This is a genomic window from Kitasatospora sp. NPDC056181 (genome assembly GCF_042266225.1).
GTDB lineage: Bacteria > Actinomycetota > Actinomycetes > Streptomycetales > Streptomycetaceae > Kitasatospora.
Genome location: NZ_JBHJUK010000020.1, coordinates 27,800 through 51,683, shown reverse-complemented (window position 1 = coordinate 51,683; position 23,884 = coordinate 27,800). Strand labels below are relative to the sequence as shown.

General features: G+C 74.4%; 20 protein-coding genes. 13 read left to right on the top strand and 7 right to left on the bottom strand.

Annotated elements, in window-relative coordinates; all coding sequences use genetic code 11:
• Window positions 1–89 precede the first annotated feature (89 nt).
• The 3 genes from ACFC1F_RS11180 (at window position 90) to ACFC1F_RS11170 (ending at window position 2,821) form a co-directional block, all read left to right on the top strand.
• Window positions 90–977, top strand: coding sequence for a hypothetical protein (locus ACFC1F_RS11180; protein ID WP_376157256.1), 888 nt, complete (start codon window positions 90–92; stop codon window positions 975–977).
• Between the two features lie 309 nt (window positions 978–1,286).
• The gene (locus tag ACFC1F_RS11175; RefSeq protein WP_376157254.1) at window positions 1,287–2,081 is read left to right on the top strand and encodes an SDR family NAD(P)-dependent oxidoreductase; all 795 of its coding nucleotides are present in this window, start codon (window positions 1,287–1,289) and stop codon (window positions 2,079–2,081) included.
• 23 nt (window positions 2,082–2,104) lie between these two features.
• Window positions 2,105–2,821 (top strand): polysaccharide deacetylase family protein, encoded by a 717-nt coding sequence (locus ACFC1F_RS11170; protein ID WP_376157252.1) that lies wholly within the window; start codon window positions 2,105–2,107, stop codon window positions 2,819–2,821.
• A gap of 172 nt (window positions 2,822–2,993) precedes the next feature.
• On the opposite strand, the gene ACFC1F_RS11165 is transcribed toward ACFC1F_RS11170, so the two are convergent.
• The 3 genes from ACFC1F_RS11165 to ACFC1F_RS11155 all read right to left on the bottom strand — a co-directional run bounded on the left by ACFC1F_RS11165 (window position 2,994) and on the right by ACFC1F_RS11155 (window position 6,266).
• The gene (locus tag ACFC1F_RS11165) at window positions 2,994–4,079 is read right to left on the bottom strand and encodes a hypothetical protein (RefSeq protein ID WP_376157250.1); all 1,086 of its coding nucleotides are present in this window, start codon (window positions 4,077–4,079) and stop codon (window positions 2,994–2,996) included.
• A 10-nt stretch (window positions 4,080–4,089) separates the two neighbouring features.
• Window positions 4,090–5,055, bottom strand: a complete 966-nt coding sequence (locus ACFC1F_RS11160) for an NAD-dependent epimerase/dehydratase family protein (RefSeq protein ID WP_376157249.1) — start codon at window positions 5,053–5,055, stop codon at window positions 4,090–4,092.
• Between the two features lie 86 nt (window positions 5,056–5,141).
• Window positions 5,142–6,266, bottom strand: a complete 1,125-nt coding sequence (locus tag ACFC1F_RS11155; RefSeq protein WP_209410966.1) for a DegT/DnrJ/EryC1/StrS aminotransferase family protein — start codon at window positions 6,264–6,266, stop codon at window positions 5,142–5,144.
• A gap of 763 nt (window positions 6,267–7,029) precedes the next feature.
• Here ACFC1F_RS11155 and dnaK point away from each other — a divergent pair.
• Both dnaK and ACFC1F_RS11145 read left to right on the top strand, forming a co-directional pair.
• Window positions 7,030–8,904: a molecular chaperone DnaK gene (gene dnaK, locus ACFC1F_RS11150; RefSeq protein WP_376157248.1), complete on the top strand. Its 1,875-nt coding sequence runs from the start codon at window positions 7,030–7,032 to the stop codon at window positions 8,902–8,904.
• 138 nt (window positions 8,905–9,042) lie between these two features.
• The gene (locus tag ACFC1F_RS11145; RefSeq protein WP_376157246.1) at window positions 9,043–9,903 is read left to right on the top strand and encodes an alpha/beta fold hydrolase; all 861 of its coding nucleotides are present in this window, start codon (window positions 9,043–9,045) and stop codon (window positions 9,901–9,903) included.
• Between the two features lie 86 nt (window positions 9,904–9,989).
• Here the strand turns inward: ACFC1F_RS11145 and ACFC1F_RS11140 are convergent, their stop codons facing one another.
• Window positions 9,990–10,550 (bottom strand): hypothetical protein, encoded by a 561-nt coding sequence (locus tag ACFC1F_RS11140; protein ID WP_376157302.1) that lies wholly within the window; start codon window positions 10,548–10,550, stop codon window positions 9,990–9,992.
• 594 nt (window positions 10,551–11,144) lie between these two features.
• Here ACFC1F_RS11140 and ACFC1F_RS11135 point away from each other — a divergent pair.
• Window positions 11,145–12,158 (top strand): BadF/BadG/BcrA/BcrD ATPase family protein, encoded by a 1,014-nt coding sequence (locus ACFC1F_RS11135; protein ID WP_376157245.1) that lies wholly within the window; start codon window positions 11,145–11,147, stop codon window positions 12,156–12,158.
• Between the two features lie 222 nt (window positions 12,159–12,380).
• On the opposite strand, the gene ACFC1F_RS11130 is transcribed toward ACFC1F_RS11135, so the two are convergent.
• Window positions 12,381–13,007, bottom strand: coding sequence for a hypothetical protein (locus ACFC1F_RS11130; protein ID WP_376157244.1), 627 nt, complete (start codon window positions 13,005–13,007; stop codon window positions 12,381–12,383).
• Window positions 13,008–13,452: 445 nt separating this feature from the next.
• Between ACFC1F_RS11130 and ACFC1F_RS11125 the strand changes: the two genes are divergently transcribed.
• The 6 genes from ACFC1F_RS11125 to ACFC1F_RS11100 all read left to right on the top strand — a co-directional run bounded on the left by ACFC1F_RS11125 (window position 13,453) and on the right by ACFC1F_RS11100 (window position 19,338).
• Complete coding sequence (locus ACFC1F_RS11125) at window positions 13,453–13,809, top strand: PRC-barrel domain-containing protein (protein ID WP_376157242.1); 357 nt, start codon at window positions 13,453–13,455, stop codon at window positions 13,807–13,809.
• 218 nt (window positions 13,810–14,027) lie between these two features.
• A complete protein-coding gene (locus ACFC1F_RS11120; RefSeq protein ID WP_209410959.1) occupies window positions 14,028–14,294 on the top strand; it encodes a metal-sensitive transcriptional regulator in 267 nt (88 codons plus the stop codon).
• Window positions 14,295–14,783: 489 nt separating this feature from the next.
• Window positions 14,784–16,232, top strand: coding sequence for an endonuclease/exonuclease/phosphatase family protein (locus ACFC1F_RS11115; RefSeq protein ID WP_376157240.1), 1,449 nt, complete (start codon window positions 14,784–14,786; stop codon window positions 16,230–16,232).
• 70 nt (window positions 16,233–16,302) lie between these two features.
• Window positions 16,303–18,303: a phosphocholine-specific phospholipase C gene (locus ACFC1F_RS11110; protein ID WP_376157238.1), complete on the top strand. Its 2,001-nt coding sequence runs from the start codon at window positions 16,303–16,305 to the stop codon at window positions 18,301–18,303.
• 107 nt (window positions 18,304–18,410) lie between these two features.
• Complete coding sequence (locus ACFC1F_RS11105) at window positions 18,411–18,884, top strand: VOC family protein (protein ID WP_376157236.1); 474 nt, start codon at window positions 18,411–18,413, stop codon at window positions 18,882–18,884.
• Between the two features lie 4 nt (window positions 18,885–18,888).
• Complete coding sequence (locus ACFC1F_RS11100) at window positions 18,889–19,338, top strand: SRPBCC domain-containing protein (RefSeq protein WP_376157234.1); 450 nt, start codon at window positions 18,889–18,891, stop codon at window positions 19,336–19,338.
• Window positions 19,339–19,449: 111 nt separating this feature from the next.
• On the opposite strand, the gene ACFC1F_RS11095 is transcribed toward ACFC1F_RS11100, so the two are convergent.
• Window positions 19,450–20,727: an aromatic acid exporter family protein gene (locus tag ACFC1F_RS11095; RefSeq protein ID WP_376157233.1), complete on the bottom strand. Its 1,278-nt coding sequence runs from the start codon at window positions 20,725–20,727 to the stop codon at window positions 19,450–19,452.
• 93 nt (window positions 20,728–20,820) lie between these two features.
• Window positions 20,821–21,561 carry a polyprenol monophosphomannose synthase gene (locus ACFC1F_RS11090; protein ID WP_376157231.1) on the bottom strand — a complete coding sequence of 247 codons (741 nt, stop codon included), beginning with the start codon at window positions 21,559–21,561 and terminating at the stop codon, window positions 20,821–20,823.
• Between the two features lie 431 nt (window positions 21,562–21,992).
• On the opposite strand from ACFC1F_RS11090, the gene ACFC1F_RS11085 reads away from it, so the two are divergent.
• Window positions 21,993–23,876 (top strand): amino acid transporter, encoded by a 1,884-nt coding sequence (locus tag ACFC1F_RS11085; RefSeq protein WP_245204440.1) that lies wholly within the window; start codon window positions 21,993–21,995, stop codon window positions 23,874–23,876.
• The last annotated feature ends 8 nt before the right edge of the window (window positions 23,877–23,884 follow it).

Genomic DNA, 23,884 nt, shown 5'->3' with positions numbered 1-23,884 from the left:
CCCGCCGTGCCACCCGCCCGCCTCCGGTGCGGGCCGAGCCGCGCAGGCAGAGACTGGTGGTGGATCCTGCCCCCGAGGCTGGGAGAGCCATGCTGCTCGGACTCACCACCGCGCTGGTCGCGACCGTCTGCTTCGGCTTCGGCTCGGTCTTCCAGGCGCGCGGCGCCCGGTCGGCGCCCCGGGCCGACCGGGTACGGGTCGGGTTGCTGGCCGCGCTGGTCCGGTCCTGGCAGTTCCTGCTCGGCACCGGCCTGGACATCGCGGGCTTCGTGCTGAGCATCGTCGCACTGCGCACCCTGCCGCTCTTCCTGGTCCAGGCGGTCACCAACGCCAGCCTGGCGGTCACCGCGCTCGCCGCCGCCCGGCTGCTCGGCGCCCGCCTGCGGCGCGGCGACGTGGCCGGGATCGCCGCGGTGGTGGTCGGCCTGACCCTGCTCGCGCTCGCCTCCGGCCCCGAGGGCCGCGACCACGCCCCGCCCGCCTTCCACTGGGCCCTGCTGGCCACCACGGTGCTGATGCTGCTGGTCACCGTGGTGCTGGCCCGGCACACCGGCAACGCGGCCGCGGCCGGCCTCGGCCTGCTCGCCGGCGTGGGGTTCGGCGTGACCAGCCTGGCCGTCCGGGTCCTGAACATCGACGGCCCGGCCGGCGTCTTCACCGACCCGGCGGCGTACGCGCTGGCCGTCGGCGGGCTCGGTGGCTACCTCGCGTACGCCCTCGCGCTGCAACGCGGCACGGTCACCGCGGCGACGGCCGCCGGCACCGTCGCCGAGACTTTCGGCCCGGCGCTGGTCGGCGTGGCGGCGCTGGGCGATGCGGCGCGCCCCGGCTACGCCTGGTGCGCGCTGACCGGTTTCGCGGTGGCGGTCGGCGGGACCTTCGTGCTCTCCCGCTTCGGGGAGGTGGAGGCCGAGGTCGGCCCCGCCACCCGCCCGGCCGCGGACGAGGCCGCCGAAGCCGCACTGCCGCCCCGGTAGATCGCCGACCGCGTCGCGGCCCCCGGTGACCGCCGCAGTGCGGCGCCCGGTGACCCCGACGGCCTCCGGTGACCGCGGCAGTGCGGCGCCCGGTGACCCCGACGACGCCCGGTCGCCCGGAGGGCCTCGCCGTGCGAAGGTGACTTGCCGGGCAATTCACCACAGCCGGCGAACGGCAGAACGGACCGTGCAGGACGGACCGGGCCCGACACCCGCGCCGGACACCGCACCGGACACGCCTCCGGGACACCTCCCGGACGGACGTGCCGGACCGGTCGACGGCGCGGCGCGCACAGAGCGGCAGGAGCCATGACGGACGAAGCCCACCAACCCCTCCGGAAGCCCCGCCGCCCCGCGGCCGACCCACCGGTGGTCCTGGTGACCGGTGCCTCCTCGGGCATCGGCGCCGCCACGGCGGCCCGCCTCGGAACGGCCGGCTGGCAGCTGCTGCTCTCCGGCACCGACCGCGCCCGCCTGGACGCCGTCGCCGCCCGCACCGGTGGCCGGGCCGTGCCCGAGGACCTCGCCAAACCGGACGGCCCGCAGCGCCTCGCCGAAGCAGCCCTCACGGCCGCCGGCCGGGTGGACGCGCTGGTGGCCAGCGCCGGCCTCGGCTGGCGCGGTCCCTTCGCCGAGACGCCCACCGACACCCTGGACCGGATGATCGAGGTCAACCTCGCCGCCCCGCTGCGCCTGGTCCGCCTCCTCCTGCCCGGCATGCTGGAGCGCCGGCGCGGCCGGATCGTGCTGCTCGGCTCGATGGCCGGCCAGGTCGGCGTCCGCGACGAGGCGGCGTACTCCGCGACCAAGGCCGGGCTGGCGATGTTCGCGGAGAGCCTCTGGTACGAGCTGCGCGGGACGGGCGTCGGCGTCCGGATCGTTCTGCCGGGCGCGGTCGAGACCCCGTTCTTCGCCCGCCGCGGCACCCCCTACCAGCGCGAACGCCCCCGCCCGGTCACCCCCGAGCTGGTGGCCGACGCCGTGTTCAGTACTCTCACCACCGCCTGCGACCGTCCGTTCGTGCCGCGCTGGCTCGGTCTCCCGGCCCGGATCCACGGTGTCGCACCGGGGGCGTTCCGGTGGATGGCCGCCCGGTTCGGCTGAGGCCGGCGCCGGTGCACCGGACCGTGACCGTCCGTCGGGCCGCCCTGGCGGTGGCGGGCGTCGAGCTGCTCCACCTGGCCCCGGCCGCCGTCCGCCTGACCGCGGTGCGCCGGACGGTCGCCCGCCGCACGGCCGGGTACGGCACCGAACCCCGCCACGTCGCGCTGACCTTCGACGACGGCCCCGACCCGGGCAGCACCCCGGACATCCTCGACGCCCTCGACGTGATCGGCGCCCGGGCCACCTTCTTCCTGCTCGGGACGATGCTGGAACGCGCGCCGGACCTCGGCCGCGAACTGGTGACCCGCGGCCACGAGGTCGCCGTCCACGGCTGGCACCACCGGCAGCAGTGGTACCCGGCGCCCGCTCGCGATCTGCGCGAGCTGCGCCGCACCGCCGAGGCGGTCACCGGGATCTGCGGCGCCGTGCCCCGCTGGTACCGCCCGCCCTACGGCGTCCGCACGGCCGGTCCGGCCCTCGCCGCCCGCCGCCTGGGCCTGCGCACCGTCCTCTGGACGGCCTGGGGGAGGGACTGGACCGGCCACGCCACCGCGGAGTCCGTCCACGCCACGGCCCGCCCCGGCCTCACCGGCGGTGCCACGCTGCTGCTCCACGACTCGGACTGCACCTCCGCGCCCGGTTCCTGGCGCGCCACCCTCGGGGCCCTCCCCCTGATCGCCGACCACTGCCGCAGCCACGGCCTGACCCTCGGCCCGCTGCGCGACCACGGCGTGCCGTAGCGCGTCGGCAGGCCTCACGCGGCCCGCCGCCCCCTGCAGCGGCCGAACGCGGCCCGCCCCAGGCCGACCTGAGCCGGGCCGATCTGCCTCAGCCCCACCCGCCTCAGCCCCACCTGAGCCGGGCCGATCTGCCCGGCCCGGACCGGCCGGTGGCCCGCGCGAGGCCGGCCCGCTACAGGCCGACCCGCTCCAGCGCCGCCGCGAACCCCGTCCGCCACCCGGCCGGCGAGGCACCGGGGGAGGGGGCCGGCGAGGGGCGCTCCAGGGCGGCGAGGGCGTTGCGGACCACCTCGGCGGGCCGGGCGGACGTCACGTCGGCATGACCCAGCTCCAGCTCGTGCTGGAGGTTGTCGCGGCCGTGGCCCTGGACGACGTCCAGCAGGAGCAGCCGGCGGCCGAGTGCCCGTGCCTCGCTGCAGGTGTCGCCGGAACTGGTGACCACCAGGTCGGCGGCGGCCATGAGCGCGGGGATCCGGTCGGTGTACCCGAACGGGTGCAGGCGCGGTCGGCGCCCGGCGGCCCGCCGGAGCCGGGCCTCCAGCTCGCGGTTGCGGCCGGCCACGGCGAGCACGTGCGGTCCGGCGTCCGCGAGCGAGGCCGCCGTGCGGGCGAGCGGGCCGAGCCCCCAGGAGCCGGACATCAGCAGCACGCACCGCGCGTCCGGCGGCACCCCGGCCTCTGCCCGGGCCTCGGCCCGTCCGGGCGGGCGGTAGAACGGTTCGCGCAGCGGCGCCGGCAGTACGGCGATCGCCGCTTCCGGCCGGTAGCGCCGCACCGCGCACGCGGCGACCTCGGAGGTGACCAGGAAGAGGTCGGTGCCGTCCTGCACCCAGAGCCGGTGCGGTGTGACGTCGGTGCAGAGGACGAGGTGGCGGAAGCCGGGCCCGCCGTCCGCACGCAGCCGGTTCAGCGCGGAGGTCGCGGTGGCGAACACCGACACCACCAGGTCCGGCCGCTGCTCCGCGACCAGTTCCCGCAGGGCCGGCACCAGCCGGGTCCGCGCCGCCGCGTCGGCGAGCAGCGCGATCCGGGCGCCGGGCCGCAGCGCCGAGAAGTGGAAGGCGTCGTAGAGCCCGGGCAGGCCGAGCAGTCGCCGGAACACCAACTCGCCTGCCGAGCCGGCCCGTTGCCCGAGTAGCGCCATCGCGTCCACGGTGGCGGTGGTCCACCCGCGCTCGTGCAGCGAGTCCGCGCAGGCCTGGGCCATCACGTCGTGGCCCTGCCCGAGCGAGCCGGAGACCAGCAGCGCGTGCGGCACGGGCCCCGCCTCAGGAGGAGCCCGACGCAGGCTTCGGTGCGGGGGCCGGCGCGGCCTCGTCCCGGTACCAGTCGGCGTACCGCCGCACCCCGTCCGCGAAGTTGGTCCGCGGCGACCAGCCGAGCAGCCGCTTGGCCTGCGCGGCCGAGATGCGGCGCCCGTCGTAGTCGGAGGCCCGGGCCTCGATGTGCTCGATGCTGACCGGCCCGAGGAGCCGGTCGACGGTGTCGGCGATGTCCCGCACCGAGATCGCGGTCGAGCCCTCCAGCGCGAACGTCTGGTCCTCGGCGGTGGGGGAGAGGGCCCGGACGTGGGCGTCCGCGAGGTCCTCGACGTAGACGAAGTTGCGGCTCTGCCGTCCGTCGCCCGCGATGGTGATCGGCCGTCCGGCCAGCGCCGCCTGCACGAACCGGGCGACCACCAGCTCGTCCCGCATCCGGGGCCCGTACGGGATGCCGTACCGCAGGATGGTGAAGTGCCGCCCGTACAGCTCCCGGTAGCTGTGCACCAGCATCTCGGCGGCGAGCTTGGTGGCGACGTACAGGTGCCCGCTGTGCTCCAGCTCGATCGGCACGTGCTCGTCCAGCTCCTGCTCTCCGCTGTCCATCCCGGCCTCCGCGAGGGCGGCGCCGTAGACCCAGACGGTGCTGGCCAGCACGGTGCGGCTGAGCCCGCTCCGCCGGGCCGCCTCCAGGACGGCCTCGGTGCCGTCGATGTTGGTGCGCACGGCCCGGACCGGGTCGGCGGCGACGCGTTCGACGTCCGCCATCGCGGCGAGGTGGAAGACCACCTCGCTGCCGTCCAGGGCCGCGGTGAGCGCGGGCAGGTCGAGGATGTCGATCCGGGCGAACTCCGCGCCGGGGTTGAGGTACTTGTCGGTGGTGTCCACCGCGAGCACCTCGTGCCCGGCCGCCAGCAGCCGGTCCACGACGTGTGAGCCGATGAATCCGCATCCCCCGGTGACGGCTACGCGCACGTTCTCTCTCCTTGTCCGGTGGGCCGGTTCGTTGGGTCGCGTTCCTCCGGGCGGCGGCCGCCGCCGAGCGGCCGTCGCCCGGCGCCTCAGCCGGCGAGACGGCGGTGGACGGCGGTGACGGCCTCGATCACCCGGTCGGTCTCGTCCTCGGTCATGTCGGAGTGCACCGGCAGGCAGATCTGCCGGGCACAGAGGTCCTCGGCGACCGGCAGCGGGCCCCGCCGGTAGGCGGCCAGCACCGGTTGCAGGTGCAGCGGCAGGTCGTAGACCTCGCCGGAGAGCCGGACGGCGTACTCCTCGGCCACCGCCCGCTTGAACGCGGCCCGGTCGACGCCGGGCGGCAGCAGCGCCACGTACTTGTAGTAGTTGCTGCGCGAACCGGCCGGCTCCGTCACCGGCCGCAGGCCGTCGAGGCCGGCGAGCGCCGCGTCGTAGCGCTGGGCGACCCGGCGCCTGGTCTCGACGAACTCCTTGAGCCGCCGCAGGTGCACCGTGCCGACGGCGGCGTTCAACTCGCTCATCCGCCAGGAGGCGCCGAACCGGACGTGGTGGTTGGTGGTGAACGAGCCCTTGCCCTGGTCGCGGTAGATCCGGGCCTCGTCGCGCAGCTCGGCCGACTCGGTGAGGATCATGCCGCCCTCGCCGCTGGTGGTGACCTTGGTCGGGTAGAAGGAGAACGCGCCGGCCAGGCCGAACGACCCGGCGCAGCGCCCGGCGTAACTGCTGCCGTGGGCGTGCGCCGCGTCCTCGACCAGGGGGATGCCCCGGCGGTCGCAGATCGCGCGCAGGGCGTCCACCTCGGGGGTGATCAGCCCGCCGATGTGCACCAGGACCACGGCCGCGGTGTCCGGGGTGAGGGCCGCCTCCAGCGTCTCGGGGCCGAGCGCGAGGGTGGCCGGGTCGACATCGGCGATCACCGGACGCCCGCCCGCGTGCACGATGGCCCCGGCGGTCGCGTAGAAGGTGACGGCCGGGACGACCACGTCGCGGTCGCGGACGTCGACGGTTCGCAGGACGATCTCCAGCGCCGCCGTGCCGCTGGCGACGGCGACCGCGTGGGTGGCGCCGTGCTCGGCCGCGAAGGCCTGCTCGAAGCGCTCGGTCCACGGGCCGAGCGTCAGCGCGCCGGTGGCGAGGATCTCCGTCACCGCGTCCGCGACGGCCGAACGGTCGCTCTCGTCGAAGACGATGCGAGCGGGTGGAACGCCCATCGGGCCTCCTCCGGCAGCAGGGATGAACAGGGGATCTGACAGGTACTTCCTGGGTGGACCGGGCAGAACGGCCGGGCCAGGCACATCACGCTACTTCGCCCGGGCGACCCCGGCCCGTTGTCACCGCCCGGCCGGGTGACCCGGGGCCCGCCGGGCCCGCCCCGCTGCCCGGCGGGCGTGGCATCCGGCCGCCGGGTGGGCCCCCGGTTGTACGACGGGCCCTCGTTGTACGGCGGGTCCGCTTGTACGGCGGGTCCGCGCCGGCGGGGCCCGGGGCGCTGTTGCCGGGGCCGGAGACTCCCTCCGGTGGGGGAGGACCGGGCCTCCCGTGGGAGGCCGGCGATGCATCGTTCGGGTGGGTCCGCTACTGCGCACGCAGTACGCGAAGTGTCTGCGCAGCGATGACGACGCGGGGCCCTCCGGCGGCCGAGGATGGCCGGGCTGCGGGAGACCCGGGCCGGCTGGCCGACGGGTGCGCCCGCCGCACGCACCTGCCGAACGTCGTTCGAAGGAGTCTGCTCCCCCCATGGCCACATTCCTGTACCGCCTGGATTCCTGTACCGCCTGGGCCGGTGGGCCTTCCTCCGGCGCGTCTGCCCCGGCCGGCCGCACGTCGCCCTGGAACCGGAGCCGCAGCCGGAGCCGCAGCCGGGACGTGGCTGGCCGGCCGGGGGCGGGCAGGGCGCCCACGGCGGAGCGACAATTGACACGGTCCGGCTCAAGTCCCACGGTCCGGTGGGGCCGTACCCAAGGGAGGCCAGCGATGGCTCGCTCGGTCGGAATCGATCTGGGTACCACCAACTCCGTCGTCTGCGTCCTGGAGGGCGGCGAAGCCTCGGTCGTCCCCAACGCGGAGGGCGCCCGCACCACGCCCTCGGTGGTGGCGTTCGCCAAGGGCGGCGAGGTGCTGGTGGGCGAGGTGGCGAAGCGCCAGGCGGTGACCAACGTCGACCGCACGGCCCGCTCGGTGAAACGGCACGTCGGCGACGCAGGGTGGCGCTTCCCCGAGGCGGGGGACGTGGACGGTCGGCGCTACACCGCGCAGGAGATCTCCGCCCGCGTGCTCCAGAAGCTGAAGCGCGACGCCGAGGCCTACCTGGGCGAGGACGTGACCGATGCCGTCGTCACCGTCCCGGCGTACTTCAACGACTCCCAGCGCACCGCCACCAAGGAGGCGGGCGAGATCGCCGGGCTGAGGGTGCTGCGCATCGTCAACGAGCCGACCGCGGCGGCGCTCGCGTACGGGCTGGACAAGGAGAACGACCAGACGATCCTGGTCTTCGACCTCGGCGGCGGCACCTTCGACGTCTCGCTGCTGGAGATCGGCGACGGCGTCGTCGAGGTGAAGTCCACCAACGGCGACACCCACCTCGGCGGTGACGACTGGGACCAGAAGGTCGTCGACCACCTGGTGCAGCAGTTCAGGAACGGCCACGGCATCGACCTCGCCAAGGACAAGATGGCGGCGCAGCGGCTGCGCGAGGCGGCGGAGAAGGCGAAGATCGAGCTCTCGTCCGCGAGCGAGACCGGTATCAACCTGCCCTACGTCAGCGCCTCCGCCGACGGTCCGCTGCACCTGGAGGAGACGCTCACGCGGGCCCAGTTCCAGCAGCTGACCGCCGACCTGCTGGAGCGCTGCAAGGGGCCGTTCCACCAGGCGGTGGAGGACGCCGGGATCCAGGTCTCCGACATCGACCACGTCATCCTGGTGGGCGGTTCGACCCGGATGCCGGCCGTGACCGAGCTGGTCAGGTCGCTCACCGGGAAGGACCCGCACAAGGGCGTCAACCCGGACGAGGTGGTGGCGGTCGGCGCCTCGCTCCAGGCGGGCGTGCTGAAGGGCGAGGTCAAGGACATCCTGCTGCTCGACGTCACCCCGCTGTCCCTCGGCATCGAGACCAAGGGCGGCATCATGACCAAGCTGATCGAGCGGAACACGACCATTCCGACCAAGCGCTCGGAGATCTTCACCACGGCCGAGGACAACCAGCCGTCCGTGCAGATCCAGGTCTTCCAGGGCGAGCGCGAGATCGCCTCGTACAACAAGCGGCTCGGCGGGTTCGAGCTGACCGGCCTGCCGCCGGCGCCCCGCGGCCTGCCCCAGATCGAGGTCACCTTCGACATCGACGCCAACGGCATCATGCACGTCGGCGCGAAGGACCTCGGGACCGGCAGGGAGCAGAAGATGACCGTCACCGGCGGCTCCTCGCTGCCGAAGGACGACATCCAGCGCATGATGCGCGACGCCGAGCAGCACGCCGAGGAGGACCGGCAGCGCAGGGAGGCCGCGGAGATCCGCAACCAGGCCGAGCAACTCGTCTACTCGACCGAGCGGATGCTGGCCGACAACCCCGACAAGGTGCCGGGCGATGTCAAGGCCGAGGTGGAGGCCGCCCTCGGCGACCTCAAGGAGAAGCTCAAGGGCGAGGACGCCGCCGCCGTACGGCTCTCGATGGAACGGGCGGCCCTCGTCGCGCAGAAGATCGGCACGGCCATCTACTCCCAGGCCTCCGCCGGTGCGGGCGCCCGGCCCGAATCCGGCTCGTCGGACGACGCCGCGGCCGCGCCGGACGGCGAGGAGGAGGTCGTCGACGCCGAGATCGTGGACGAGGAGAGGCCGAGGGGCCCGGCCGGCTGAGCCGGGCCGGGCCGGGTGTCACGGCGTCAGGCCGGTCAGGCAAAGCCACGCCGGTCACGCCGGCCCCGGAGAAATGGTCTGGACCACTATGCGGAACGGTGATGACAGCTCCGGGGCGGGCGTGTGATCGTTTCCGCCATGCCGAGCTTCTCCTCGTACGACCGCACCCGGATCAGCTACGAACTCACCGGAGAGGGCGACCCGCTGGTGGTGCTGGGCGGCGGTCCGGGGATGGACGTGCGCTACCTCGGCGACCTCGGCGGTCTCGACCGCCGGCGCCGGCTGGTCCTGGTCGACGCCCGTGCCACCGGGCGCTCCGAGGCGCCGGCCGACCGCTCCACCGTGTCCTTCGTCGAACAGGCCCGGGACGTGGAGGCGCTCCGCCGCCACCTCGGCCTGGACCGGATCGATCTGCTCGCCCACTCGGCCGGCTGCCTCACCGCCCAGGAGTACCAGGCCGCCCACCCGGCCCGGATCCGGCGGTCCGTGCTGGTCGCACCGGTCGGCCGAGCCGGCCGCGAGCCCGACCCGGCCGAGCTGGCCGCCCTCCGCGCCGCCCGCGCGGGCGAGAGCTGGTACCCGGATGCCGCCGAGGCCGACCGGCTGCTCGCCGAGGGCGGCCACGAAGGCGTCGCACTCGTCGAACTCCAGCGCCGGATCGTGCCGTTCTTCTGGCACGTCTGGGAAGAGCGGCGTCGAGCCGAGTACCGGCCCGAGCACGCCGCCACCCTGCCCTGGCTGCGCGAGGCCTTCTACGCCGGCTCGGCCGCCGGAGCCGCCCTGCCCGGGCGGATCGCCCGGCTGGGCGCCGCCGCCACTCCCGTCCTGGTGGTGGCCGGAGCCTCGGACGGCATGATCGGCACCGCACCGGCGCGCGCGGTGGCCGCCTGCCACCCCGCGAGCCGGCTGGAGGTGCTGGCCCGCTCCGGCCACCGGCCGTGGGTGGAGGAGCCGGAACGGTTCACCGGACTGGTCGCGGAGTTCCTCGACGCCGGCTGAGGCGCCGTCCGAGGCAGGTTCGAGGCAGGTCCGAGGCACGTCGAGGCACGTCCGGGACGCCGGCCAGGGCGTCGGCCGGGACGCCGTCAGGGCGAGAGGCCGGCCCGCGGCGGGTGGAGGGATGCAGCGAAGGCGGCGAGGGCGGCGAAGTCTTCGTTCCGCAGGCCGATCCGCGGATTGACGTGATGGAGGAGTGCGGGTGCGCCGTGGCCGGCCGCCACGTGGGCGTGATCCGCGTCGCCCTGCTCGTCGTCCACCCACGCGAACGGGCGGCCGTCGGCGTACGCCACCAACGGCCCGGACTTCCAATGGACGCCGTCGGGACGCTCGTTGAGCAGGGCTTCGCCGAAGTCGACGAACGGCAACCGGGGCAGACCGAGCACGGGTCCGATCCACCTGTTCGCGTCATTCATCCATGCCGTGGCCCAGCACAGCTCGTAGTCCAGCGCCAGCAGGGCCCGCCCGTGACGGGGGTCGAGCCATATCCGTTCCGGCCGCACGCGGGCACGTGGCCTCCCGGGATCCCCGGCGGCTCCGTCCTTCCGCGGGATGCGGACGGTCATGTAGCCCTCGGGCCGTCTCCCGTGCTCCGCGGCGTAGGGATTCAGGGGGCCGTCGACATCGAGGAACAGCAACGGCCGCTCCATGGCACCCCCGGATCGCTCGCGATCTCCTGAATCGTCGGAAGCATATCCGTCGTCAGGGTCGCCCGGGCGGGTTTCTCCGGGGTGCGCGGCGAGCATCGAGGATGCCGCGCCGTCCTCGCGGGTCGACCGTGGAGCCGATGCGCCACCTGTCGTACGCCGCCAGTCCTGACCCGACCGCCGAAGTCCGGGACGGCCCGTCGAAGAGGCCGCTGCCGGAGCACCGCGCGCCGCGGTCCGCCGGTGCGAGGCGGCGCTGCTGCCGTGGCCGTGGCAGGCCGGGGGCGAGCTCGGTGAGCCTCTCCGTCCGCTCCCTGGACGGCTCCGCGGTGCGCGGCGGGGTCCCCCTCCCCGGGGCTGTGGTGGCACACTTCGGACACACCCGGGGCCGGCGCGCCGTGGGCTGCCGAGGCCGCCCGCGGGGAGGTCCCGGGACGACGTGGACGAGCCCCACCGAGCGGGAGGGACGCCGTGGACGGGACCTCGGAGCAGGCCTTGACCGTCAGGCCGTCCCGGGCGCCGGCCGAGGGGGCGGGCGCACTCCCTGCCGCACTCCCTGCCGCCGGTGGACCGTACCGTGACCGAGGGATGCTGACGATGTCCGGAGACGACCCCGCCCCGCAGGCCGGCCGCTGGGTGGTCGGCATCGACGTCGGCGGATCCGGGATCCGGCTCGCGCTCGCGCCGGGCACCTGGCCCGCCGGGCTCGCCGACGCGCGGACGCGGGACATCGCCGCGCCCGTGCGGGTCGGCGCGGCCGGCCATGACGCGGACGCGCTCCTCGCCGAGCTGCTCCCCGCCCTCGACGCCCTGGTCACCGGGCTGCCCGCGGGCGCGCGGATCGGCGCCGTCGCCGTCGGCGCGACCGGGATGGCGTTGCTCGGCCGCGACCTCGCGGCCGGGCTCCCCGGTCCGCTGGCCCGCGCGACCGGGGCGGAGTGGCTGGTGCTGGCCGGCGACGCCGTCACCGCGTACGCGGGCGCGCTCGGCACTCGGCCGGGTGTGGTGGTCGCGGCCGGCACCGGCCTGGTGGCGGTCGGCCACCACCCGGACGCGGGCTGGCGGCGTGCCGACGGCTGGGGCCAACTGCTCGGCGACTGCGGCAGCGGCGGCTGGATCGGGCGCGCGGGCCTGGAGGCGGCCCTGCGCGCCTACGACGGGCGGACCGGCGGCTCGCCCGCGCTGCTGGCGGCGGCCGAACGACGCTACGGCCCGGTGACCGGACTGCCCGCCGCGCTCCAGCCGCGCCCCGACCGCGCCGCGTTGCTGGCGGCCTTCGCCCCGGACGTCGCCACCGCGGCCGAGGGCGGTTGCCCGGTCGCGGACGGGATCGTGCGGCGTGCCGCCGAGGAGATCGTCGCCGCCGCGACGGCCGCCGCCACCGCCGCCGGGCTCACGGAGCCCCGGCTCGCCCTGACCGGAGGCCTCTTCCGGCTCGCCCGGCTGCGCGGGGCCACCCACGCCGCCGTGGCCGCCCGCCTCCGCGGAGCCCACCTCCAGCGGCCCGACGGCCCGCCCCTCCTGGGCGCCCTCCGCCTGGCCGCCACCGCGGCCACCGGCCTGCCATGGCCGGTCGATCCACCCCTCCTCGACGTCCTGCGCGTTCCTTGACGTCCTGCGCGCTCCTTGGCCTCCGGCGCGTTCACGTCCTGCGCGCCCACGCAGGCCGCCCGCCGCCCGCCGCCGCCCTCTGACGCCCGGGTCCCCCGGAGCCCGGGCCCACCCGACGCCCGGTCGGTGCCACCTCCACGGTCGGACGGCCCGAGGTGCCACCTCCGCGGTCGGACGGCCCGAGGTGCCACCTCCGCGGTCGGAAAGCCTGACGGGTGCCGCTCACTCCTCGTCGGCGGGGAGGACCCAGCGGAAGGGCATGAGGTCCCTCTCCCAGGGGGCGAGGCCGGCCAGCTCGTCGGCGGCTTCGGGCGTGCGGAGCAGGCAGCGGTGGCGGAGCAGGTCGCGGCGTTCGCGGGGTGTCAGCAGCCGCTCCTCCGGGCCGAGGTCGGCCGGGTGGTCGGGGTCCGGTTCCGTGCTGCCGTCGATCGGGCGGTCGCCGTCCACGTTGAGCCGGTCGCCGGCCGGCGTCCGGTAGTCGAGCCGGAGGCTGGTCCCCCACTGGGAGTTGCCGCCCCAGCCCTGGGAGAGGTCGACGGTCGGCCGGTGGCGGCGCCGGAAGCTCCAGTACAGCGGCGAGCGGTCGGCTGCACCGTGCTGCGCATGGTCGGCACCCGCCCGGACCCGGACGCCCGCCCGGCCGAACACCAGGTCACCGAGGATCAGGCCGGGCCAGAGCGTCCCGGTGATCTCGATCGGTGACCGGGGGTCGTCGGCCTGCTCGACCTCGACGATCTCGTGCAGGAGCGGGTCGAAGGCCCCGGCCCCGGACGGTGTCATGCCGAGGGCGCCGAACAGCCCGAGGTACTCGTGGTCCGGGAAGGCGAGTCCGGGTGGGGCGATGTCCACCGGATTGTCGGAGTGCTGCCGGCCGCAGCAGGAGGTCGCTCACCCGGCTCAGGGCGTAGAGCTGTCGGTGCAGGCCCAGGATGCCGGCGTCGGTGCGCTTCGCGGTCCACCATCCGTTGCATTCGGCCGCCACCGTGAGCGCGGCGCGGTATCCGCCCCGGGCCCGGTCGAGCCACGGCACGACGACGTCCGCGTACGCGTCCGGTCCCTCGTGTTCCAGCAGGCCCTCGTAGAGCTCTCGCGCTCCCATCCCGTTCAGCATGGCCCGGACTCTAAGGGACGGCCGGGGGCCGGGCCGGCCGCACTGTTCCCGCTGCTTACACCCCGGCCGGACGCTCTCCGGCGCGGCCGGCAGCCCCGCCGGGCGGGGGAGGGCGGACCGGAGCACGATGGACGGGTAGTCCCGGACAGCGCCAACTGAACGGGCCGGTGACGGGAGGACGTGATGATCGGGGCGGCGGACATCAGGGAGTGGCGTGGCCGCGCCGTGATCGACGAGAAGGGCCGCCGGATCGGCACGCTCGAATCCGTCTACGTCGAGACCGCCAGTGACCAGCCGTTCTTCGCCACGGTCACGGTCGGCCTGCCCTCGCGGCGACGGCTCGTGTTCGTCCCGCTGGACGGCGCCGTGCTCGGACCGGGGTACGTACGGGTGGCGTTCCCGAAGTCCCTGGTCAAGGAGGCGCCCTCGATCGGCACCGACGACGTCCTGCCGGCCGAGAACGAACCGGAGGTCTTCGCGCACTACAAGCTCGACTACGCCCCCGGTGCCGGCGGGGAGCGCCGCCTCGCCCGGCCCTGAGCGTCGGCCACCCCTGAGCGCCCGTCCGGCCCTGAGCGCCCGCCCGGCGCTGAGCGCCCGGCCACCCCTGCGCGGTCCGGCGGCAGAGCGTTCCGACGGCCCGGGCGTTCCGGCCGCCTGACCGTTCCGGCTGCCCGACCGTCCCGGCCGGCCCAGGTCGTCGTCATACCCCACGGGGTACACTGGGGGCCCGGTCGGTAGAGGAAGGCAGCCCAGGCATGAAGGTGGACGACGAGGCGGTCGGCGCGGTCCTGAACCGGCTCCGCCGGGCCCAGGGGCAGCTGGCCGGGGTGATCGCCATGATCGAGGCGGGTCGGGACTGCAAGGACGTCGTCACGCAGCTGGCGGCCGTCTCCCGTGCCCTCGACCGGGCGGGTTTCAAGATCGTGGCCAGCGGCATGCGCCAGTGCATGGCCGGTGCCGACGCGGACACCCCGCCGATGAGCGAGGCCGAGCTGGAGAAGCTCTTCCTCACCCTGGCCTGACGACCTGGCAGTCATGACGGCCCCCGGCGTGGGTCCGCATGCCCGGGTCCGCCGACGGCAACGGGCGTCCCGGCGCGGTTCCGGCGCAGTTCCGGCGCGGTCCTGGCACGGTCCCGGCGCGCGGCCACTCGCCCCTGACTCCCTGTCATCCCGGCGCAGCCGGCCACGCAGTCACCCAACACGTTTCGCTCATCGCCCAACGCCCCGACGCCCCGACGCCCGTCACACCCGTCAGCCCGTCACACCCGTCAGCCCGTCACGCGTCACCCGGCCCACCCGGGACGCCCCGGAGTTCCCGGATCGCCCGATAGTCCGTCATGCGTCGTTCACGTCCCGGTTGCCGATCTTCGGATGAATGGGGGCCGTCCGCAGTTGTACAGCCAACTGCGAACGCCTCCCTCCCCCCTCCGTGACCAGCCGCCGACGGCCCAGGCCCCGCCCGCACCCCCAGCCGGGCCGGCCTGCCCGAGCGCGGCGGACAGGACAACCGTGGCCACCGGCAGCGCCCTGACGCCCACCTCACCCGCCAGCCCCGTCGAGGGCGACCGGCTCGCCTTCCACTGGACGACCGACGCCCCCGACGCCAAGAACTGGGTCGGCATCTACGACGGCACCCGCCAGCCGGGCAACGGCGGCTCGCTGCTCTGGAAGTACACCCCGGGCGCCGCCGGCGACGTCCAGCTCGACACCGCGGCGCTGACCGGCGGCCCGTACACGGCCTACCTGCTGGCCAAGGACGGCTACGGCATCCTGGCGAAGACGGAGCCGTTCACCTTCCGGCCCAAGCCCGCCGTCGTCCGCCCGCACAGCGCCGTCGACGCGCTGACCACCGCCCCGGTCGCCCCCGGCGCCGCCGTCTCGGTCAGGCTCGGCGGCCTCTGGTCCCGTCCGGCGGGCAACCCGGCGGGCACCGCCGCCTTCCGCCGGATCAGCGGCGCCGGCTGGCTCTCGGTGGCCGCCGACGGCACGGTCGCCGGTACCGCGCCCGCAGGTCCGACCAGGAACCCCGAGGTGGTCGTCGTCGGAGTCCGGGACAGCGCCGGCGCCTCCGACACCGTGACCGTGCAGATCCCGGTCGCCGACCCGGCGGGCCCGCTGCGCCTGAAGACGGCGAGCTGGAACCTCGCCGACGCGGGAGCCGGCTACACCGACGCGCCCGAGAAGCAGCTTCGCGTCGTCCTCGCCCAGGGGCTGGACGTGCTGGCGTTGCAGGAGACCGCCGGTACCGCCGCCCGGGCCCTCGCCGACGCCCTCGGCTGGTACGCCTACCAGAGCCAGGGCAGCGTGGGCATCCTCAGCCGCTACCCGCTGACCGCCGTCACCCCGGTGACCGCCGACCTCCCCGCCGCCGGGGCCACCGTCCAGCTTCCCGGCGGCCGCAGCGTCCGGTTCTGGGCCGCGCACCTGGACGAGGCGGACTACGGCCCGTACGCCGTGCAGGACGGTCGTGGCGCCGCCGAGGTGCTGGCCGGCGAGAACGCCTCCGTCCGGCTCCGGCAGGCCAGGGCGCTGGCCGACGCCGTCCGGGCGGACGCCGCGGGCCGCAGGCCGGTGGTCGTCGCCGGGGCGCTGTCCTCGCCCTCGCACCTGGACTGGACGGCCGCCACCGCCGCCACGCACGGCGGCGCCGGCCCGGTGGCCTGGCCGGTCACCACCGTGCTCCAGGCCGCCGGACTGACCGACAGCTTCCGCGAGGAGAACCGCGACCCGGCCAAGGCGCCCGGCTTCACGTGGTCGCCGACCCGCAGGCAGCGCGCCGACGGCAGGGCCGAGCCGCAGGACCGGATCGACTACGTCCTGTACGCCGGGCCGCTGCAGCTCGCCGAGGCGCACACCCTGGTCGCCGACTGGCCCGCCACCGGTACGGACCCGGCCGCCCTCGCCGCCAACGAGTGGCCCTCCGACACGGCCGCGGCCGTCGCCACCTTCCAGCTCTGACGGCCGCGCGGCCCTCGTTCGCGCCGCATCCGCCGATCCACCTCCGCCACCCCCGAGAGGCCCGTTCGCCATGTCCGAACTCTCCCGCCGCACCTTCGTCGGTGCCACCGCGGCCGCCGGCGCCGCCGCCGTCGTCGGCCTTCCGGCCACGCCCGCCGACGCCGCACCCGCACCCGCCGCCGGTCGTCTCACCGGCACCATCAAGGACGTCCGGCACGTCGTCGTGCTGATGCAGGAGAACCGCAGCTTCGACCACTACTTCGGCACGCTGGGCGGCGTCCGCGGTTTCGGCGACAAGCAGGCGCTCCAGTTCCCGGACGGGACGGACGTGTTCCGCCAGCCCGACGCCCGCCGCGCCGACGGCGGCGTGATGCTGCCGTACCGGATGGACACCTCCCAGTACAACGCGCAGAACGCGGGCGGCCTGCCGCACGACTGGGCCACCGGCCACCAGGCGATCAACAACGGCGCGATGAACAAGTGGGTCGCCGCCAAGGGCGAGCGCACCATGGGCTACTTCACCCGCGCCGACATCCCCTACCAGTACGCGCTGGCCGACGCGTTCACGATCTGCGACGCCTACTTCACCTCCCTGGCGGGCCCGACCGACCCCAACCGCCTCTACCTCTGGACGGGCACCGCCGGTCCGGGCCGGGACGGCACCACCGGGCCCTGGATCGACAACACCCCGGTGACGGACAACCCGGTCGCCGACTGGACGACCTACGCCGAGCGCCTCCAGGCGGCGGGCGTCAGCTGGCGCGTCTACCACAACCCCAGCAAGGACGACCGGACCGGCGACTACGACGACAACGCCCTCTCCTACTTCAAGCAGTTCCACGACTTCCCCGCCACGGACCCGCGTTACGTCAACGCGATGACCAAGTTCGACCCGGCCGCGTTCGACGCCCACTGCAAGGACGGCACCCTGCCGACCATCTCCTGGCTGGTTGCGCCCTACCTCTTCTCCGAGCATCCGGAGGCCGGCCCGGCGTACGGGGCGCACTGGGTCAACACCGCGCTGCAGTCGCTGATGTCCAACCCGGCGGTCTGGCAGCACACCGTCTTCCTGGTCATGTACGACGAGAACGACGGCTACTTCGACCACATGGTCCCGCCCACCCCCGAGCCCGGCACGCCGGAGGAGTTCACCCAGGGCCGGGCGATCGGCCTCGGCAACCGCGTCCCGCTCTGGGTCATCTCGCCCTGGTCGCGCGGCGGCTACGTCAACTCCCAGGTCTTCGACCACACTTCGGTGCTGCGCTTCATGGAGCAGGTCACCGGTGTCGCCGAGCCCAACATCTCCGCCTGGCGGCGAGCCGTCTGCGGGGACCTCACCAGCTGCTTCGACTTCGCCGCCCCGGACCTCTCGATACCCCAACTGCCGGACACCAACGCCCTGATGGCCAGGGCTGATGCCGGGACCAAGCTCCCCGGCGTCCAACTCCCCGCCGCCGGAACCCAGTCGATGCCCGTCCAGGAGCGCGGCGACCGGCCGCACCGCCACCTGCCCTACCAGCCCTGGGCCGACGCCGACGTGGACCGCAGGACCGGCAGGGTCACCTGCACCATGAGCAACGACGGCACGGTCGCCTTCCCCTACACCGTCTACCCGAACATCCTGCTCCCGTTCGCCGGCACGCCCCACACGGTGGCCCCGGGTGCCACCGCCACGTACGTCTGGGACGCCGCCGCCACCAACGGCCGCTACGACTTCACCGTCCACGGCCCCGACGGCTTCGTCCGCCGCTTCGCCGGCACCGTGATCCGCGACGGACGGAACGCCCCGGACGGCCCGGACGGCCAGAACGACGTCGGCGTGCCGATCGTGACGGCCGACCTGAGCAACTCCTCCCGGCTCACCCTCCAGCTGGTCAACGACGGCATGACCGACCTCTCCTTCACCGCCACGCCCAACGACTACGCAGGCACCGCGCAGACCGTCTGGGTCAAGCCCGGCAAGCAGGTCGACCTGGCCTGGCCGCTGGACGGCCAGGGCCGTTACGACGTCGTCGTGACGGCCGCCACCGGCCTGCGCTTCACCCGGCGCTACGCCGGCCGGGTCCACTGACCCGACCCCGCCCGGGCGGGCCCGCACACGGGCGGGGCGGCGCCGAACCGGTGACCCCCGGCCGTGGCGAGGCCGCCCGGCCGGGGGCCGCGGCTACCGTCGGGCGCATGCAGAAAATCACCACCTTCCTCTGGTACGACCACCAGGCCGAAGAGGCCGCCCGCTTCTACACCTCGGTGTTCCCGGACTCCCGGATCACCGAGATCACCCGCTACGGCGCGACCGGCCCCGGCGCGGCGGGCAGCGTCATGACCGTCACCTTCGAACTCCACGGCCAGCAGTACACCGCCCTCAACGGCGGCCCGCTGTTCCCGTTCACCGAGGCCGTCTCGCTCCAGGTCGAGTGCGCCGACCAGCAGGAGGTGGACGAGCTCTGGGAGAGGCTCACCGCCGACGGCGGCCAGGAGAGCGCCTGCGGCTGGCTCAAGGACCGCTACGGCCTCTCGTGGCAGATCACCCCCCGGGTGCTGAACGAGCTGATCGCCGATCCGGACCGGGAGAAGGCGGACCGCGTCATGGCGGCGATGCTGCAGATGCGGAAGATCGAGATCCAGCCGCTCCTCGACGCCGCCCGGGGGTGAGACCGTGACAGCCGCGCCCTACCGCTGCATCCTCTACGTCCGTGCCACCCCGCAGCACGTCTGGCACGCGCTCACCAACGCCGACGAGTCCGCCGTCTACTGGGACCACCGCAACGTCTCCACCTGGCTGCCCGGTGCCCGTTGGGAGCACCGGCGGACCGACGACTCCGGCACCGTGGACGTGGCCGGCACGGTCGAGGCCGCCGAACGCCCGCACCGGCTGGTCACCACCTGGGCCGGCCCGGACGAGCAGCGCCCGGGCGGCCCGTCCCGGGTCACCTTCGAGCTCCAGGGACACCTGGACCTCACCCGGCTCACCGTCACCCACGACCGGCTCGCCGACGATGCCGAACGCGCCGACGCCGAGGCCGGCTGGTCGGCCGTCCTGTCCAACCTGAAGACCTACCTGGAGAGCGGCCGGCCGCTCCCTCAGGAACCCTGGTCGATGCCCTGACGGACGGCGCCACAACCGCCCGTGCCACCACCCCGCGCGTGCCACCCGTTCGTGCCTGTCCCGCCCGGTGCACCCCCCGGTTGCACCCCGCCCGCGCGTGTCCCGTCCGGGCTATCCCGCCCGGTGCTCGCGTCCGCGCCAGAGCCGGGCCAGCCCGGCGGGCCGCAGCCGGCCGGCGCGCAGCCGCTCGCCGCGTGCCAGCCGGCGCAGCCAGGCGAACCGGGAGAACCGCTCCCGGTTCGCCACCGACGCCCGGTCCAGCTCCTCCATCAGCCGTCGGCCGCGGTGTTCGAGGTCCAGCTCGTCCAGGATCCGGTCCACCTCGGCCAGCAGCGCGCCGTGCAGCTGCCAGGCCTCGGGGTGCTGCTGGACCTGCCGCAGCAGCAGCTGGGCGACGTTCTCCCGGCTGGCCCAGGCGGCGGCCAGCTCGGCGGTGAGCCGCTGCTCGGCCTCCTCGGCGTTGCTGCTCACCTGGGTGGTGACCAGCACCGCGAAGCTCACCAGCGCCCCGCCGACGTGCGCCAGCAGCTCCTCCAGCGCCACCGCCACCTCGGCGGGGAACAGCTGTTCGCCGGGCGCGCGCCGCTTGGCCAGGTCGGTGAGCGAGCGGGCCAGCACCCGGATCACCACCACGCAGATCTCCAGCGTGTCCAGCCCGGTGCGCAGCACCAGCCGGGAGAGCAGGCCCTCGCTGATCCTCGGGTTGAGCCGCAGGCTGTCCTCGGCCTGGCGCAGCGCCCCGTCGACGTCCGCGATGGCCTGGTCGAGCCGGCGGGCCTCGTGAAGCCGCTCGGCCGCGCGTTCCACCGGGGTCGGCCGGCCGAGCTCCTCGGCGATGCCGTTCAGCAGGTGGCGGGCGCGCCGGGCGAGGTCCTCGATCGACTCGCCGGCGGTGTCCACCCAGACCGGCGGTGCGAACACCAGGTTGAACAGCAGCCCGACGACGGCGCCGATCAGGGTCTCCAGGACCCGGTCCCAGGCCTGCGAGGTCACCTGGGAGACGCCCAGGATGAGCATCGCGCTGATCGCGACCTCCTGGACGAACTCGTCCACCCGGACGAACCGCCCGATCGTCAGTGAGGCCAGGATGATCAGCCCGAGGCTCCACCAGGAGAGCCCGACGACCGAGCTGAACCCGATCGCGATCAGCACCCCGACCACCACCGAGTTGACCCGGCGGATGCTGGTGGTCAGCGTCGAGTAGACGGTGACCTGGACCACCAGCAGCGCCGTCAGCGGAGCGGTGAGCGGGGCCGGTTCGCTGCTCAGCCGGGTGGCCACCGCGTACGACAGGGTGGCGGCCACCGTCGCCCGGATCGTCTGGACGACGAAGGGTTCTCGGGCGCCGCGGCGCAGTGCGGTCGCGAAGGTCTCCGGAAGAAGGGCCATGCCGCCCTTCCTTCCCCGTGACGGCCGTCTCCACCGCCGGAGCGCCGGACCGCTACCCGAAAGAGCCGGGCCCGGTGGCCGCCGGGGCGGGGGCTACGGCTGCTTGCGCTGGTCGCGGAGCAGCTTCCACGGTGCCATCGCGGACTCCATCTGGACCCCGAGGCTCATCTTCGACGCGCCCTTGACCCGCTCCTCGAAGCGGATCGGCACCTCACGGATGGTCAGCCCGCGCTTGACGACCCGGTAGTTCAGCTCGACCTGGAACGAGTACCCGTTGCTGTTCACCGAGGGCAGGTCGATGGCCCGCAGGGTCTCCGCCCGCCAGGCCTTGAACCCGGCGGTGGCGTCCCGGACCCCGAGGCTGAGGATCGTGTTGACGTAGAAGTTCGCCCAGGCCGACAGCGCCTTGCGGTGCCACGGCCACTCCTCGGCGGTCGAGCCGCCCGGTACGTAGCGGGAGCCGATCACCACGGCGGTGTCGTCGGCCATCAGGGTCTCCACCATCACCGGGAGCACCGAGGCCGGGTGCGAGAGGTCGGCGTCCATCTGGATCACCACGTCCGCGCCCTCCTCCAGGGCCCGGGTCATGCCCGCTATGTACGCGCGTCCGAGGCCGTCCTTCTCGGTGCGGTGCAGTACGCCGATCGTGCCGGGGGAGTCCGCGGCGAGCTTGTCCGCGACCTCCCCGGTGCCGTCGGGAGAGTTGTCGTCGACCACCAGCAGGTGCAGGCCGGGCAGCTTGAGGTCCGCGAGCAGCCCGGCGAGGACCGGGAGGTTCTCCCGCTCGTTGTACGTGGGCACGACGACAACGACCTTGGGGGAGGCCTCGACCATGTTCTATTCCCTCGCGCGATCCCCGGCCGTGCCGCGCCGTCGGCGCCTTCGTCCGGCCGGACAGTTGTTCACTTCGGTCGAGCGAGTCTAGCCGCGCCCGGGACCCGCCCCCTCCACCGCGGTGCGGGGCGGCTCCCCAGGACGCGGAACAGGCGAGGAACAGGCGGGGAGCAGGCGCGGGGCGGGCGCCGAGCGGGCGACGCGCCGGGGCGCGCCCGCAGCCTTCCCGGCCGCGGGGGAGCAGGTCACATAGCCTGACCGGGCCGTCCGTCCGGCGGCCGGAGGTCGGGAGCCGCGTGCGGGTGGGCGGCCGGCGTCGTGGACAGTCGTGGACAGGGGACTACGTGAGCTCGTCAGCTTCGGTCGGTCCGGGCGCCGTGCCGTCGGTACGGCAGCGACTGCGGGCCTGGCTGCTCGAAGGCCTGACGGACATGGCCAAGCAGCACCCGGGCCCGCACGCCCAGGCGCCCGTCGAGCACAAGGGTGCCCGCTGGTGGCGGGTGATGTGCCTGACCGGCCTGGACTACTTCTCCACGCTCGGCTACCAGCCGGGCATCGCCGCCCTCGCGGCCGGACTGCTGTCGCCGGTGGCCACCATCGTGCTGGTGCTCGTCACGCTGTTCGGCGCGCTGCCGGTGTACCGGCGGGTGGCGAAGGAGAGCCCGCACGGCGAGGGCTCGATCGCGATGCTGGAGCGGCTGCTCTCGTTCTGGAAGGGCAAGCTCTTCGTCCTGACGCTGCTCGGCTTCGCGGCCACCGACTTCATGATCACCATCACCCTGTCGGCCGCCGACGCCACCGCGCACCTGGTGGAGAACCCGCATCTGAGCAGTGCCCTCTCCGGCAAGCAGGTGCTGATCACGCTCGTCCTGGTGGCCCTGCTCGGCGGCGTCTTCCTCAAGGGGTTCAGCGAGGCGATCGGCCTGGCCGTCGTCCTGGTCGCCGTCTACCTGTCGCTGAACGTGGTCGTGGTCGCGACCGGCCTCTACGAGGTCCTGCGCGCCCCGCACCTGGTCGGCGACTGGGTGGACGCGCTGACCGCCGAACACGGCAACGCGCTCGCCATGATCGGCGTCGCGCTGGTGGTCTTCCCCAAACTGGCGCTGGGCCTGTCCGGCTTCGAGACCGGCGTCGCGGTGATGCCGCACATCGAGGGCGACCCGGACGACACCGAGGAGAAGCCCACCGGCCGCATCCGCGGCGCCCGCAAGCTGCTCACCACGGCCGCGCTGATCATGAGCGTCTTCCTGATCACCACCAGCTTCATCACCACCCTGCTGATCCCCAAGGCGGCCTTCGAGCCCGGCGGCCAGGCCAACGGGCGCGCCCTCGCCTACCTGGCCCACGAGTACCTCGGCAACACCTTCGGCAGCATCTACGACCTCTCCACCATCCTCATCCTCTGGTTCGCCGGCGCCTCGGCGATGGCCGGGCTGCTCAACCTGATGCCCCGCTACCTGCCCCGCTACGGCATGGCCCCGACCTGGGCCCGCGCGGTGCGCCCGACCGTCCTGGTGCTGACCGCCATCGCGTTCCTGGTGACGTGGATCTTCGACGCCAGCGTGGACGCCCAGGGCGGCGCGTACGCCACCGGCGTCCTGGTGCTGATCAGCTCGGCCGCGATCGCCGTCACCATCGCGGCCCACAAGGCGGGGGAGCGCAACTGGACCATCGGGTTCGCGGTGATCGCCGGGGTCTTCCTCTACACGACGGCGGTGAACATCGCCGAGCGGCCGGACGGCGTCAAGATCGGAGCCTGCTTCATCGCCGGCATCATGCTGCTCTCGCTGCTCTCCCGGCTCAAGCGGGCGTTCGAGCTGCGCGTGACCGACGTGGTCCTGGACGAGGCCGCGGAGCGCTTCGTCCGCGACTACACGCACCGCCCGCTGCGGCTGATCGCCAACGAGCCCAACAGCCGGGACCTCGTGGAGTACCAGGAGAAGAAGCGGCAGATCCGCACGGACAACGACATCCCGGCCGAGGACGACCTGGTCTTCGTCGAGGTCACCGTCCGGGACCCGTCGGAGTTCGAGGCCGTCCTGCGGGTGCACGGCGAGGTGCTGCACGACCGGTACCGGGTGCTCTCGCTGGAGAGCTCCAGCGTGCCGAACGCACTGGCGGCACTGCTGCTGACGGTCCGGGACCGGACGGGGCAGCAGCCGCACATCTACTTCGAGTGGACGGAGGGCAACCCCTTCGCCCAGTTCCTGCGGTTCTTCCTGTTCGGCCACGGCGAGGTCGCCCCGGTCACCCGCGAGGTGCTGCGCGAGGCCGAGCCGGACCGCAACCGCCGCCCGCGCGTCCACGTCGGCTGAGGCCGGCA